We start from the raw sequence: 13,199 nt of genomic DNA on the forward strand, positions 1-13,199 counted from the left end.
CCTTGACGTATCTTCACAACGCCCCGGCCTGACAGCCAAACCGTCAGGACCGGGGCAGCCTTGCATGTGAATCATCCCAACATCGACATGACATTGGCGATCTTGGTATCGAGCTCCTGCCACTCGGCGTAAGGCTCCGAGCCCTCGACGATACCGGCACCGGCAAACAGGCTCACGGCGTTGGCCGTGACCCGGGCGCTACGAATGGCTACGGTAAACTCCGCATGTTCGCGGCTCATGATGCCGCAGGCTCCCGCATACCAGCCGCGTGCATGGGCCTCATGGGTGCGAATGAAATCAAGCGCATGCTCGTGTGGCATGCCGCCCACCGCTGGGGTGGGGTGCAGGGCTTTGAGCAGTTGCCAGTCCGCTACCTCCTCGAGTAGCTCGGCTTCGATATCGCATCGCAAGTGCTGTAGCAGTCGCAGCTTCAAGATATGAGGCTCGCTGAAGCGAATGTCGCGGGAGAGGGGGGCGAGACGTCTGCAGATATCCGCCTGCACTATCCGATTTTCATGACGGTTCTTGGTATCGCTGTGCAGGACGCTCGCCAGTGCATGGTCAAGAGCGGTATCCCCGCTGCGTCGCATGGTGCCGGCGAGGGCCTCGCTAAGGAGCTGTCTGCCGTCACGCCGATAGAGCCGCTCCGGCGAGCAGCCGATGAAGGTGTCAGCAGGGGAGAATTGATAAGCGAAGTGAAAACAGTCGAGGCTGCGGACTTGCCAATGATGCAGCAGCTGCCAGGGGTCTATCGGCTGATGCGTGACCAGGCGGCTCTCGCGAGAGAGTACGACCTTTTGCGTATGCGACTGGAAGGCGGGCTGAATGATCTCATTCACCCACTCCGCCCACTCTGAGGGTTCCGGCCGGTCGTGACGAGTGAATGAGATCGGCTCCCAGCCTGGTAGTGGGCGTTCGGGGCGGATGGCGTCCAGGGCCGTCTCAGCTGCTGCCAATTCGGCCTCGTGGTTGGTTGAGTCGAACAGCAGATTGAGACTGAGCTGTGCCAAATCGCCCTGCCGCATCAGTTCGATTCTCGGTAGCAAGAAACGGCAACCGCCGAAGGCTGGCCATTGGCGGGTGTCGGTAGGATCGAAGGCGAGCCCTCCGAAGTAGCGTAGGGCACCACCAGACTCAAGCAAACCCAGCTCGTTCAAGCGAGTGGGATCAGTGATCTCATGCACGCAGCCGAGAGTTGCATACTGAGAGGCGTTCGGTTCGCGCCCTTGCCAATAAAGGCGCGGGAGCAGCACTTGAAGCGAGAGCCACGCCAAGGGGTCAGCAATCGCTATCGACATGGTCAATCGAACGAAGCCATGCGGTGCTTGTCCGCGAAGTTCGGCCAGACGTTTCTTTATTGCTAGCATCGTGTCGTCGGAGGAGGGTGTAATAGTAATCATGTAATGGTGACATAACGATCGTTTCCAAACCAACTAAAAACCATTGCTATCTCTATACATGGTCTTTGTACCGATGTGCTGGCTGTATTATTTAATTAAAAAAAGAAAAATTGGCTATCTGCATTGTCCACTTCGAAATATTCATGGATCAAGTTACCTTATCCGTTAGGGACCGTATCAGAGTACACGGGCCGACTGCTTCATGAAGCAGCGATATCTGGTAATATCGCATATCGCCTCAACGTAATACGCAAGGAAATCTCATGGGCACTTTATCGGCCTGGTTAATGGCGATGCGGCTGAGAACGCTGCCCCTGGCCTGCTCCTCGATTCTTCTGGGCAGTGGCCTGGCCGCAAACCGGGGGGAATTCGATACAAGGATAATGGTGCTTGCCCTGCTTACCGCCACGCTGCTGCAGATCCTCTCCAATCTGGCCAACGACTATGGCGATTGGGTATCCGGGGCCGACAATGGGGAGAGGATCGGCCCTCCACGTGCGCTTGCGTCAGGTGTGATCTCCCGTCGTCAGATGTCGCATGCCATGGCACTGACTGGCCTGGCGTCCGCCGTGGCGGGGTTGTTATTGCTATTCGCCTCCTTCGGTACCGACTGGATGGCGATTCTGGCCTTTACTGCACTGGGGGCGACGGCGATCCTTGCTGCCATCACCTATACGGTAGGCATCGGTCATACCCCCTATGGTTATCGCGGGTTTGGCGATATATCGGTATTTCTGTTCTTCGGGCTGCTCGGTGTGCTGGGCTCCTACTACCTATTCACCCATACGCTGACGTGGGAACTGCTGCTACCGGCGGCAGCCTGCGGCCTGTTGGCCACGGCCGTGCTCAATATCAATAACGTACGCGATATCGAGAGCGATGCGCAAAGTGACAAGATTACCCTGGCGGTGAGGCTTGGACGTCGCGGAGCGGTGATCTACCATTGGGCACTGCTGACGATGGGGCTGCTACTCAGTCTGATATTTCTCTATCTGGATGAGGCGGGAAAATGGGCGGGGCTTTTAATGCTTGCCATCCTCCCCCTGGGGCATGCTGCCCTTACGCTGGGCAAAAGCCGCGATGGCCAAGTGCTCACGGGGGCCTTGAAAGAGACCGTGCTCAGCGTCTTTGTCTATCATCTGCTGCTGTCACTCGGGCTGGCGCTTTCATGATATCGTTGGCAGCCTCGAGCCATTGCCAATCGAGTGGCATGCCTGCTCGCTCATTCCCTTGGATATGCTGGAATAACGCACCGTATGTACGTCGACTCCCACTGCCATCTCGACCGTCTCGATCTCGCTGCTCACGGCGGAGAACTGAGTGCTGCGCTGGATGCCGCTCGCCAGCGGGAGGTCCATCAATTCCTGGCCATCGCCGTGACGCTCGCTGGCGTGCCGGGCCTTGCCGAGATATCTCGGCAGCATGAGGATGTAGTGATCTCCGCCGGCGTGCACCCGTTACACTCCCTGGCGCGGGAACCTACAGTAGAGGCGATCAAGGCAAGCGCCGATACCTACGGAGCGGTCGCTATCGGCGAGACGGGGCTTGATTACCACTATGATTCGGTCTCCCGTAGGACCCAGTATGAGCGCTTCAAGCGCCATCTGATCGCTGCCCAAGAGCTGGAGTTACCTGTCATCGTACATACCCGCGAGGCGCGTGATGAGACGCTGGCGCTGATTCGCGAACATACCGACCCTGCCGTTGGCGGCGTGCTGCACTGCTTTACCGAGGATCTGGCGATGGCTCGCGAAGCCGTGCGCCATGGTTTCTTCATTTCGCTTTCAGGCATCGTCACCTTTCGCAATGCCGAGGCATTACGCGAACTGGCACGTGCGATTCCCCTCGATCGGCTGTTGATCGAGACCGACAGCCCCTATCTTGCGCCGGTACCGCATCGTGGCAAGCCCAATGAGCCGCAATGGGTGGTGGAAGTGGCCGAGTGCATCGCCAACGAGCGGGGCATCAGTCTCGATGAAGTGGCCATGCAGACCACTGCCAACTTCTATCGTCTGTTTCGTGCTGCGGCACCCCAGGCCTCGCCAGACGTGCGTGACATGCTGGCGCGTGCCAACCTGTTGTAAATGATGGCCTCTGGCCTGCGTGGCGCGACAAGGAGCGTGTTATGTCTCTTGAACCCTTGCTCTCCCATCTCGATCCCGATGATGACGAACTGCCCCCCATCGAGCGCTGGAATCCCGACTACTGCGGTGAGATGGATCTCACTATTACCGCCGAAGGCCGCTGGATTCACGAAGGCACCCCTATCGGGCGTGCAAGTCTTGTACGTGTGCTCTCGCGTGTCATGCGCCGTGAAGAGGATGGTCACTACTACCTGGTCACGCCGGTGGAGAAGGTCCGCCTCCAGGTCGAGGATCGCCCCTTTCTGATCGTCGATGCCGATGAAACTACTGCAGGCTGGCAACTGACGACCAATGTCGGCGATCGGCTGACGCTCGGTGAAGCGCATCATCTGTGCTTGAGCGATACGCCTGCCGGTGAGGAGGTGCCTGAGGTGGCGGTGCGCTTCGGGCTTGGCGCTCGGCTCAATCGCAACGTGTTCTATCGCCTGGTTGAACTGGCCGAAGAGCGCCAGGGCGAGGCGGGCATCGAGCTCGGGCTGGTCAGCGCCGGCATATGGCAACCCCTCGGGCGTCTGGATAGAACGTGAGACTGACCGACGAGCAGCGTGCCGTGGTGCATCATGACGGCGGTCATGCCCGCGTGGCGGCGGTGGCTGGGGCGGGCAAGACTACCACCATGGTGGCGAGGGTGCTTCACTTGCTGGAGCAGGGGGTGGCGCCGGCGCGAATGCTGGTGCTGATGTTCAATCGCGCCGCGCGGGAAGATTTCAACGCCAAGCTTGGCCGTTGGGCGCCGCCTGGCCAGCCGTTGCCCGACGTACGTACCTTCCACTCCATTGGTCATCGCTTGACCGCGAGCCTGACGCGCTGGGGGGCGCTTGCCCCAAAGCAGTTGCTTGCCGCCGACTGGCAGCGTGAGCGACTGCTTCGCCAGGCCATCCATCAAGCCCTGGCCAATGACGAGGCGAGCCTGGAGGCGGCCCTTGATGCCGAGCGGATCGAGGCCTTCGGCCATTTCTGTGAACTGGTCAAGGCCGAGATGGCGGTATCCACCGAGCTCTATGAGCGCCTGGATTTCGGCAGTGACACCGGCCATTTTGTGGCTGCGTTCGACGAGTGCGAAGCGCTGCTCGATCGTCATGGAGTGATGACCTACGCCGACCTGCTCTATCGTCCGCTGCGTGTGCTCGAGGCGGATCGTGTGCTTCGCGAGCGGGTCGAGGGCTATCTCGAGCATGTGATCATCGATGAGTACCAAGACATCAACGAGGCGCAGCAGCGTCTCCTGGCGATACTCGCCGGCCAGCGCGCGGCTGTCATGGCGGTGGGCGATGCCAACCAGTGCATCTACGAGTGGCGCGGTGCACGTCCCGGCACCATGCTCGAGGACTTCACCCGGCTGTTCGGTTCCGCACGGGACTACCCATTGTCGACCACCTTTCGTCATGGCCATGCCTTGGCACTGGCGGCCAACCATGCCATCGCCGCCAATCGGCGGCGTCCCGACCAGCTGTGCCTGGCGGCACCGACCAATCCCGACACCCTGTTGGGCGTGGCACAGGGTGGGGCTCGCCTGATCGAGGCACTGCAGGTATGGCAGGCGCAGGGCCGACGCCTGGACGAAGGCTGTATCCTGGTACGTAGCTGGACGCTGTCCGTCTCGGTGCAGCTGCAACTGCTGCGTGCCGGTATCCCGTTTCGGCTCTCCCGTGAGGATCGTTTCGTGTTTCGCCTGCCGCTGGTGCAGGCGCTGGCCGGTTATCTGCGTCTGGCGCGAGCTCCCCATCTGCTCAACGATCCTGGCCATGTGCTGATGCTGCTTGCCCAGCCGCCTCCCTTCGTGGCCCGGGAGCGGTTGACGGCGCTTGCCAACCGCCTGGCCGACACCCAGCAGTGGCCATCGACGCATGATCCGCTGCTGGCCAATCTCAAGCCGATCCAGCGGCGCAACCTCAAGCGTCGCTGGGAGTTGCTGTGCGAATTGCCACGACTGGCGCAGCTACCGCCGGCCAAGCTGCTCGAATATGTCGTCGAGCGCCTGGATGCCGAAAAGGTACTCAAGCGTGCGGCGGCCAGGCGAGAGAAGGGTGAAGAGGACGTGCGGCTGCTGGATGTAATGATCGAACAGGCGAGCGAGCTTGACCAGGACCCCGATGCCTTCATCGCCCTGTTGCAGGAGCCGGTGGAGAGCCAGGCGCAGGGGGTGCTGATCACCACGGTGCATGGTGCCAAGGGACTGGAGTGGCCCTTGGTCGCACTATGGGGAGCCAACGAAGAGGATTTTCCCCACTACAGCCGCGACAACCCCCTGAGCGAGGCGCGCCTGGAGGAGGAGCGCCGGCTATTCTACGTGGCGATCACCCGGGCGCGCGAGCGCTTGCTGATGCTGCATGATGGCGGCGAACATCGCCCCAGCCGCTTCATCGCCGAGACGGCCTGGGAGGAGTGCCAGCGTATCGACGCTGCGCTGAAAGCCACCGCGCCTGGCGATACGCCGCTTGCCGTGACCTCACCGGCGCTGGTCGAGCGCTATCTGGCGATGGCCGGCCAACCCATGCCGGTCGAGGCGGCCAAGCCCCAGGGGGTGGCCAGCCCGGCAGGGGAGTACCGATCCCACGGCGATTTTCAAGCGGGTCAGCGTATTCGTCATGCGGTGTTTGGAGAGGGGGAGATCTTGGTGGTCGAGGGGAATCCCACCAACCCGGTCATCGATGTCCGATTCACTCAGGCGGGCAGACGGCGCTTGATTGCGCTGCGTGCCCCCCTTGAACTGCTTGCAAGCGTTGACAGCTGATTTGATGCGGGCTGTCATAAGAACGTTACAATAAGATGTCTACGCCTGTAGGTGGATTGACGCAGACGCCTTGCTGCGCTCTGCTGAACGAGAGCGGGATGCTCTGCCGTTACACAATGGAAGTAGCGGGAATCAGAAAAGAGAAGGATACCATGAAGAATTTTGCACTGATTGGAGCCGCCGGCTACATCGCCCCGCGCCATATGCAGGCCATCCAGGGAACCAACAATGCTCTGGTAGCCGCCTACGATATCAACGACTCGGTAGGCATCATCGACTCGATCTCGATGGACTGCGCCTTCTTCACCGAATTCGAGCTCTTTCTCGAACACGCCTGGAAACTCGGCCGTGAAGGCCGCGAGGCGCTCGACTACATCTCGGTGTGTTCACCGAACCACCTGCACAGTGCCCATATCATGTCTGGGCTGCAGCTCGGCTGCGACGTGATCTGCGAAAAACCATTGGTGCCGAATCCTGCTCAACTGCATGAGCTGACGCGTGCCGAAGAGGAGACCGGCAAGCGTGTCTTCTGCATCATGCAGCTTCGTCATCACCCGGCGATCCACGAGCTGCGCGACCGTGTCGCCGAGGCGGACGATGACTACAAGTTCGATGTCGAGCTGACCTACATCACGTCCCGCGGTCCCTGGTACATGTCGAGCTGGAAGGGCGACTCCCGCAAGTCCAGCGGCGTGATCGGCGATATCGGCATTCACTTCTTCGATGCCCTGCACGTGATTTTCGGCAAGCTCGAACGCAGCGTTCTGCACTACAGCGACGAGTTCAAGGCCTCCGGCTACCTGGAGTACGAAAAGGCCCGGGTGCGCTGGTTCCTCTCCATCGACATTGCCGACCTGCCCAAGGAGATGGAGGGGAGCAATCAGCGGACCTATCGCGCGCTGACCTGCGATGGCGAAGCCTTCGAATTCTCCAACGGCTTCACTGACCTGCATACCGTGAGCTACCGCGAGATACTGGCGGGGCGTGGCTTCGGTATCGAGGAGGTCCGGCACTGCCTGGAGACAGTCTACGCCCTTCGTCATATGCAGCCCGAATCGCCCAAGCAGGAAGAGGCACACCCTCAGCTTATCGCGCTGCTCGATGGTGCGGCCTGACCGGGAGATCACGCCATGATGGCCTTTATCGATCTTGCCAATCAGCAGGCACGCATCAAGCCGCGTCTCGATGCCGCCATCGGGCGTGTCCTTGCCCACGGCCGCTATGTGCTGGGGCCGGAAGTGGAGGAGCTTGAGGCTCGTCTGGCGGCCTATGTCGGAGTGAGCCACTGCATCAGCTGCGCCAACGGGACCGATGCCCTGCAGATCGCCCAGATGGCACTGGGAATCGGCCACGGAGACGAGGTGATCGTGCCTGATTTCAGCTTTATCGCCAGTGCCGAAAGCGTGGCCCTGATCGGCGCCACCCCGGTCTACGTGGACATCGACCCGCACACCTATCTGCTCGACCCGGCAGGAATTGAAGCAGCCATCACTCCGCGTACCCGAGCGATCATGCCGGTGTCGATGTTTGGCCAGTGCGCCGATTTCACTGCCATTGACGCGATCGCCGAGCGCCATGGGCTTGCGGTCATCGAGGATGCTGCTCAGAGTTTCGGTGCTACCCATCACGGCAGGCGATCCTGCGCTCTGAGTCGTGTCGCCTGTACCAGCTTCTTTCCCAGCAAGCCATTGGGCGCCTATGGCGATGGTGGAGCGATCTTCACTCATGATGATGACCTGGCCGAAGCGCTCCGCCAGATCGCCCGGCACGGTGAGACACGCCGCTACGAACATGAGCGGGTCGGAGTCAATAGCCGGCTGGATACCCTTCAGGCGGCTATCCTGCTGGCCAAGCTCGAAATTTTCGACGAGGAGCTGGCGCTGCGCCAGGCGGCGGCAGAGCGCTATGACCGCCTGCTGCAGGGAATAGGGATTACCACCACGCCTCACGTCGAGGCGCACAACCTGAGCGCCTATGCCCAGTACAGCATCCGTGTCGAGAACCGCGAGGTGGTGCGTGAGGCGCTGGCGCGTGACGCAATCCCCACCGCAGTGCACTACCCCTTACCGCTAAGCCAACAGCCGGCGGTGGCCAGCCGTGTCGACCTGCCCCAGACCCGAGCGGTCTGCGAACGGATTCTCAGCCTGCCGATGCACCCCTATCTCGAGGAGGCGCAGCAGCGACAGGTCGTGGAAGCCTTGGCGTGTGCCATGACATGAGCTTGACGTAAGTGTGACGGAGGCGGGAAAGCAACGGGCATGCCATGGCATGCCCGTTTCTCTTCGCTGTTCCGTTAGCTGCTGGATACCGGTGTCACATGTTGGGGTAGTTGGGCCCGCCGCCACCCTCTGGCGCCACCCAGGTGATGTTCTGCGATGGATCCTTGATGTCGGGTCGTGGATACCGAGGGCTGCGCAGCGGGCATGCGGTTCATCCCCACGCCTGTGGGGAACGGACCGGCACCTGCCCGATGGTCGGCGCCACCGCCGGTTCATCCCCACGCCTGTGGGGAACGGATGACAAAGCTTCGCCTATCCGAGCGTCCAGACGGTTCATCCCCACGCCTGTGGGGAACGGTGCATCGGCGTTCAAAGGACGAAAATGAAACGCGGTTCATCCCCACGCCTGTGGGGAACGGCAGGGCATGATGGACGACTCATCGGACATACCCGGTTCATCCCCACGCCTGTGGGGAACGGGGTGTATTCCTCACCACCCCAGCCAAGCGTCACGGTTCATCCCCACGCCTGTGGGGAACGGCTGCTGGACAGCGCCGTCAAGAGCGCGCTTGACGGTTCATCCCCACGCCTGTGGGGAACGGGTGGCGAGGACGTGCTCATCTCGTTTCTGGCGGGGTTCATCCCCACGCCTGTGGGGAACGGCAGTGTAGGCGTGCTGCTCGATCGCTTCAACGCGGTTCATCCCCACGCCTGTGGGGAACGGTCGCTGCGTAGCGGCGAGCTAGACGAGCGCGACGGTTCATCCCCACGCCTGTGGGGAACGGTTCGGCTCGCGCGTGCCCGAGCTACTTGGCCGCGGTTCATCCCCACGCCTGTGGGGAACGGGGGTATTGGGTATTTAACGCTAAGTCCGGATTCGGTTCATCCCCACGCCTGTGGGGAACGGTAATATGCCGTTCATCACCTCGCGTCGAATGTCGGTTCATCCCCACGCCTGTGGGGAACGGCGTCGAGGGTGGGGGCTATGAGCACCTGCAAACGGTTCATCCCCACGCCTGTGGGGAACGGTACGACAGTTAAATCAGCATCGAGCACGTCGCCGGTTCATCCCCACGCCTGTGGGGAACGGGCCAACATTTGCCGACACGCCTTTAAACACGCCGGTTCATCCCCACGCCTGTGGGGAACGGATGGGTCTATAAATTATAGACTAGCCATTTATCGGTTCATCCCCACGCCTGTGGGGAACGGGCCTGTTGACGTATAGCGCAATGAATAATGGCCGGTTCATCCCCACGCCTGTGGGGAACGGATAATGCATTCTAGTGTGTATTGGAGCGGATACGGTTCATCCCCACGCCTGTGGGGAACGGCAAATGTACGACGGTGTAATAATTGTTGTACGCGGTTCATCCCCACGCCTGTGGGGAACGGATCGTTACGCCATGGGCTTATTTCAAAGTGCGCGGTTCATCCCCACGCCTGTGGGGAACGGTTGATCCAAGCGAATAATACATTTCCATCGGGCGGTTCATCCCCACGCCTGTGGGGAACGGCCGGGACTATCTCACATAATGGTCAATTTGTACGGTTCATCCCCACGCCTGTGGGGAACGGTGCAATAACATATATCATAATGTGTATACACACGGTTCATCCCCACGCCTGTGGGGAACGGATTGGAGATAGCGGTCTGCCCCAAACCAGAAGCGGTTCATCCCCACGCCTGTGGGGAACGGTCATTGGCTTTGAGCCATCCAAAGTCACCGGGCGGTTCATCCCCACGCCTGTGGGGAACGGGAACGGCATTTGCCGAGTGCGGAAACTCCCAATCGGTTCATCCCCACGCCTGTGGGGAACGGGGTATAAAACCTTCGCTAATAAATACGTAGAACGGTTCATCCCCACGCCTGTGGGGAACGGTCTAATTGTAGATAGTTGATCTACAAAAGGAAAATCGCCAGCAGAAATTCCACCGACGATTTTGCCTGTTTTTTGTACAGCCTGAATTTTTAAAGATCCTGTATTACCAATCACTTAGCCTCGATGGGCAGAAAGCGCACCAGACGCAACCCATCGTGATCCCAAGGCTCACGCCGGTTAGCGCCATAGGTCTGGAACTCGAAGCCGGATTCATGGTTGCTAGCCCAGGCCATGGCGACGTTGCCATCCTCTGCCAGGGCATGGACCTGCTCCCAGATCATTTCTCTAATGCGCTTGCTGACATCGCCGACATACACACCTGCACGAATCTCCAGCAGCCAGACGGCCAGCCGTCCACGCAGGCGGGGCGGTACGGCTTCGGTGACGACAACGATCATGGCCATCCTATTGACTCCTGTGGCCGCTATCGCCCAGCGATGTCGGTTCAGGGATGGCGGGTGGCACAGCGTCCGCGGGTGGCAGCGGCGGTTCGATCTCACCGGCGGCCAGCACCTCTTCGATCATCGGAATGATCCGCTGCAGCAATCGGGTCTGCTTGAAGGCGTCCCGGCAGGCGATGCGTACCTCGCGCTCGGGCATGGGGGGATTTCTGGCGGCGATACGAAACGCCGCTGGAACGACGGTCTCGAATTTGACGATATCGGCGATGTCGTAGACGAAGCTCAGCGGCTTGCCGGTATGCAGAAACCCGATGGCCGGAGCGTAACCGGCGGCCAGAATCGCTGCCTCAGTAATACCGTAGAGGCACGCCGTGGCCGCCGAAAGACACTGGTTGGCCACATCCGAGGCATCCCACTGCTTCGGGTCGTAGCGTCGTCCCTGCCATTTCAGGCCATACTGCTTGGCCAGTACCTGGTAGGTCTTGCGCACGCGGGCACCCTCGATGCCGCGAAGCTGTTCGACACTGCGCCGTGAGGGCGGCGCTTCACCAAAGCGCAGTTCGAACATCTTGCGCACTACCTTGAGTCGTAGACTGTCGTCCAGCGCCAGTTGGGCCTGGTAGAGCAGCTTGTCGGAGCGTGCTCCACCAGGCTGTCCAGCGCTGTAGAGTCTCACCCCGGCATCGCCCACCCAGATAAGCAGCGTACCAACGACCGAAGCGAGCTTGACCGCTGCGTGGGAGACCCTTGTGCCGGGTTCGAGCAGCAGGCAGGCAACCGAGCCCACCGGGATATGCATGCGCTCGCCGTTGACTTCGTCGATGACGACGAAGGCTCCGTCGCGTACATCGATCTGCCCCATACCGACAAAGATCATCGACATCCGGTCCTTTATCGGGATGGGTTTGAGGGGGATGAAGCTCATGGATCACTCCGGTACGCGGCGTAGCAACATCAGGCCACAGCCAAAGGCCTTGGCGCGACCAATGCCCTCTTGCAGCGCGCGCTTGAGCCGTTCGGGCTCCGTCACCTCCATCAGACCTTCGTAATCCACGCTAGAATAGCGGATGGGCTGCCCGCCCTCCTTCTTGCTCAGCGCGTGCTGGCGGTATGCGCCCACCTCCGGCGCGACCGGCAGCGTGAAGCCAAAGCCTTCAGCGCGTGTCTGGAGCCAGTTGCGTGCTGCGGCCTCCATCGCCTCGATGCATGCCTGGCTCGTCCGCTCCCCCTTGGGGAATGGTTTGCGCGCATCCATCAAGACATCGGCGCGATGGGAGCGGCTGCCATGGCCCAAGGGTTTAGCAATCGTGGGATTGGCGCGCAGCCGAAAAGCCAGTCGATCGCCCTGCGCAAGCTGGGGAGTGAAAGGCTTGCACTGCACGTCGAAGCCCTCGACCGGCTCGGGCGGCCGATCCGAGGCGACGTAGAAGCGAGGCAGCCCCGCGCTCTTGCCGCTGGCGTCTTCTTCCATCTCCTGGCGGAAAATGAAGGGCCGCTCGCCCTGGGGCGTCTCGGGATACAGTCTCCAGAGCAGTTGATGAGCGGTGTAAGCGCCCCCTTCCAACACATCGAACAACTCGGCACGAGTCAAACGGTTGAGATCGAGCCTGACACTTGAAAGATACATTAGCGTGCCCCCTTCACAGCTTCGATTCGCCTGTGTTCAAGACGCGGCCCGAACTGCCAGCTGCGGCGGTGCAGCGGCTCGTCCCACACCTCGCTAGATTCGTTGGCTGTATCGCTGCCATCGAGTGCATCGGCATCGCCTTCCCAGGCGTAAAGCACTTGCTCGGGCAAGCGCAATAGTTGCTGATCCTTCTTCTCGTTACCTACCATCGCAAGCCAGGTGCGCTCCGGGTCCAATGCGCTTTCAAAGCGGTGATCCAGCGCCTGGCGCCAGTGGCTGGCCTCGACCACTGTGGGTAACAAAGGCGCGGCCAGGGGGCACGCCTTGCGGCCGAGATAGAGCGGAAAACGAGGTTTTTCCAGCGCGCCCTTGAGTTCCTCCAGTGACCAGGCGGCGTTAGCGGTGAGACGCACCGCCACGCTCCACAGTCCATCGCAGCGATAGTCTCTCGACGAGAGAATGGTATTGAGCGCCTCCTTGGGTATTGAAAGCTCCTCGCGGCGTGTGCGGTGGGTTACCTTTGACTGCGATGGCGGCACCTGCACGGTGTGATAGTCGCGCAGCAACAGCCCCGGCGAGCGCTGCTTGACCGCTACCTGAAGACCTTTGCGCAGGCGGCGCTGACCGTCATCGTCGTCGCGCTTGATGCCGAGCGCCGCCCCGATCAGCCCCAGAATGGCGCTACGGCTTGGGTAGGTGGCCGTCGGCCGCGTTTCGCCAACGGCGGCCTCGCCCCAGCTCGCCATGGGCGCATAGAGGCGAAAAACCAGATGGTGTGGCATATCGCCTC

12 protein-coding genes and 1 CRISPR repeat array are annotated in these 13,199 nt (G+C 60.9%); of the genes, 6 read left to right on the plus strand and 6 right to left on the minus strand.

Annotated elements, in window-relative coordinates; translation table 11 throughout:
- Nucleotides 1-71: 71 nt before the first annotated feature.
- A complete protein-coding gene (locus HJD22_RS16385) occupies nucleotides 72-1,400 on the minus strand; it encodes an isochorismate synthase MenF (RefSeq protein WP_217267779.1) in 1,329 nt (442 codons plus the stop codon).
- Nucleotides 1,401-1,663: 263 nt separating this feature from the next.
- On the opposite strand from HJD22_RS16385, the gene menA reads away from it, so the two are divergent.
- The 6 genes from menA (at nucleotide 1,664) to HJD22_RS16415 (ending at nucleotide 8,497) form a co-directional block, all read left to right on the plus strand.
- Nucleotides 1,664-2,572, plus strand: coding sequence for a 1,4-dihydroxy-2-naphthoate octaprenyltransferase (gene menA / locus HJD22_RS16390; RefSeq protein WP_208656107.1), 909 nt, complete (start codon nucleotides 1,664-1,666; stop codon nucleotides 2,570-2,572).
- An 84-nt stretch (nucleotides 2,573-2,656) separates the two neighbouring features.
- Nucleotides 2,657-3,484, plus strand: a complete 828-nt coding sequence (locus HJD22_RS16395) for a TatD family hydrolase (RefSeq protein WP_208656106.1) — start codon at nucleotides 2,657-2,659, stop codon at nucleotides 3,482-3,484.
- 41 nt (nucleotides 3,485-3,525) lie between these two features.
- On the plus strand, nucleotides 3,526-4,071 hold the full coding sequence (locus HJD22_RS16400; RefSeq protein WP_208656105.1) for a DUF1285 domain-containing protein: 546 nt from the start codon (nucleotides 3,526-3,528) through the stop codon (nucleotides 4,069-4,071).
- Nucleotides 4,068-6,278: an ATP-dependent helicase gene (locus tag HJD22_RS16405; RefSeq protein WP_208656104.1), complete on the plus strand. Its 2,211-nt coding sequence runs from the start codon at nucleotides 4,068-4,070 to the stop codon at nucleotides 6,276-6,278. The genes HJD22_RS16400 and HJD22_RS16405 overlap by 4 nt, the downstream gene beginning before the upstream one ends.
- A 152-nt stretch (nucleotides 6,279-6,430) precedes the next feature.
- Nucleotides 6,431-7,393, plus strand: coding sequence for a Gfo/Idh/MocA family oxidoreductase (locus HJD22_RS16410; protein WP_208656103.1), 963 nt, complete (start codon nucleotides 6,431-6,433; stop codon nucleotides 7,391-7,393).
- A 15-nt stretch (nucleotides 7,394-7,408) separates the two neighbouring features.
- On the plus strand, nucleotides 7,409-8,497 hold the full coding sequence (locus tag HJD22_RS16415; RefSeq protein ID WP_208656102.1) for a DegT/DnrJ/EryC1/StrS aminotransferase family protein: 1,089 nt from the start codon (nucleotides 7,409-7,411) through the stop codon (nucleotides 8,495-8,497).
- 94 nt (nucleotides 8,498-8,591) lie between these two features.
- On the opposite strand, the gene HJD22_RS18135 is transcribed toward HJD22_RS16415, so the two are convergent.
- The 5 genes from HJD22_RS18135 to cas5e all read right to left on the minus strand — a co-directional run bounded on the left by HJD22_RS18135 (nucleotide 8,592) and on the right by cas5e (nucleotide 13,191).
- Entirely contained in the window at nucleotides 8,592-8,696 is a 105-nt protein-coding gene (locus tag HJD22_RS18135) for a 4Fe-4S dicluster domain-containing protein (RefSeq protein ID WP_208657058.1), read from the minus strand.
- Between the two features lie 8 nt (nucleotides 8,697-8,704).
- Nucleotides 8,705-10,381: a CRISPR direct-repeat array (repeat unit 29 nt; unit sequence CGGTTCATCCCCACGCCTGTGGGGAACGG).
- A 110-nt stretch (nucleotides 10,382-10,491) separates the two neighbouring features.
- A complete protein-coding gene (gene cas2e / locus HJD22_RS16425) occupies nucleotides 10,492-10,785 on the minus strand; it encodes a type I-E CRISPR-associated endoribonuclease Cas2e (RefSeq protein WP_208653626.1) in 294 nt (97 codons plus the stop codon).
- A 1-nt stretch (nucleotide 10,786) separates the two neighbouring features.
- The gene (gene cas1e, locus HJD22_RS16430) at nucleotides 10,787-11,707 is read right to left on the minus strand and encodes a type I-E CRISPR-associated endonuclease Cas1e (protein ID WP_208653625.1); all 921 of its coding nucleotides are present in this window, start codon (nucleotides 11,705-11,707) and stop codon (nucleotides 10,787-10,789) included.
- A 3-nt stretch (nucleotides 11,708-11,710) separates the two neighbouring features.
- Nucleotides 11,711-12,409 (minus strand): type I-E CRISPR-associated protein Cas6/Cse3/CasE, encoded by a 699-nt coding sequence (gene cas6e, locus HJD22_RS16435; RefSeq protein ID WP_208653624.1) that lies wholly within the window; start codon nucleotides 12,407-12,409, stop codon nucleotides 11,711-11,713.
- Nucleotides 12,409-13,191 (minus strand): type I-E CRISPR-associated protein Cas5/CasD, encoded by a 783-nt coding sequence (gene cas5e / locus HJD22_RS16440; RefSeq protein WP_208653623.1) that lies wholly within the window; start codon nucleotides 13,189-13,191, stop codon nucleotides 12,409-12,411. The genes cas6e and cas5e overlap by 1 nt, the downstream gene beginning before the upstream one ends.
- Between the last annotated feature and the right edge of the window lie 8 nt (nucleotides 13,192-13,199).

This window comes from Halomonas sp. TA22, assembly GCF_013009075.1.
In the GTDB taxonomy this organism is placed as follows: Bacteria; Pseudomonadota; Gammaproteobacteria; order Pseudomonadales; family Halomonadaceae; genus TA22.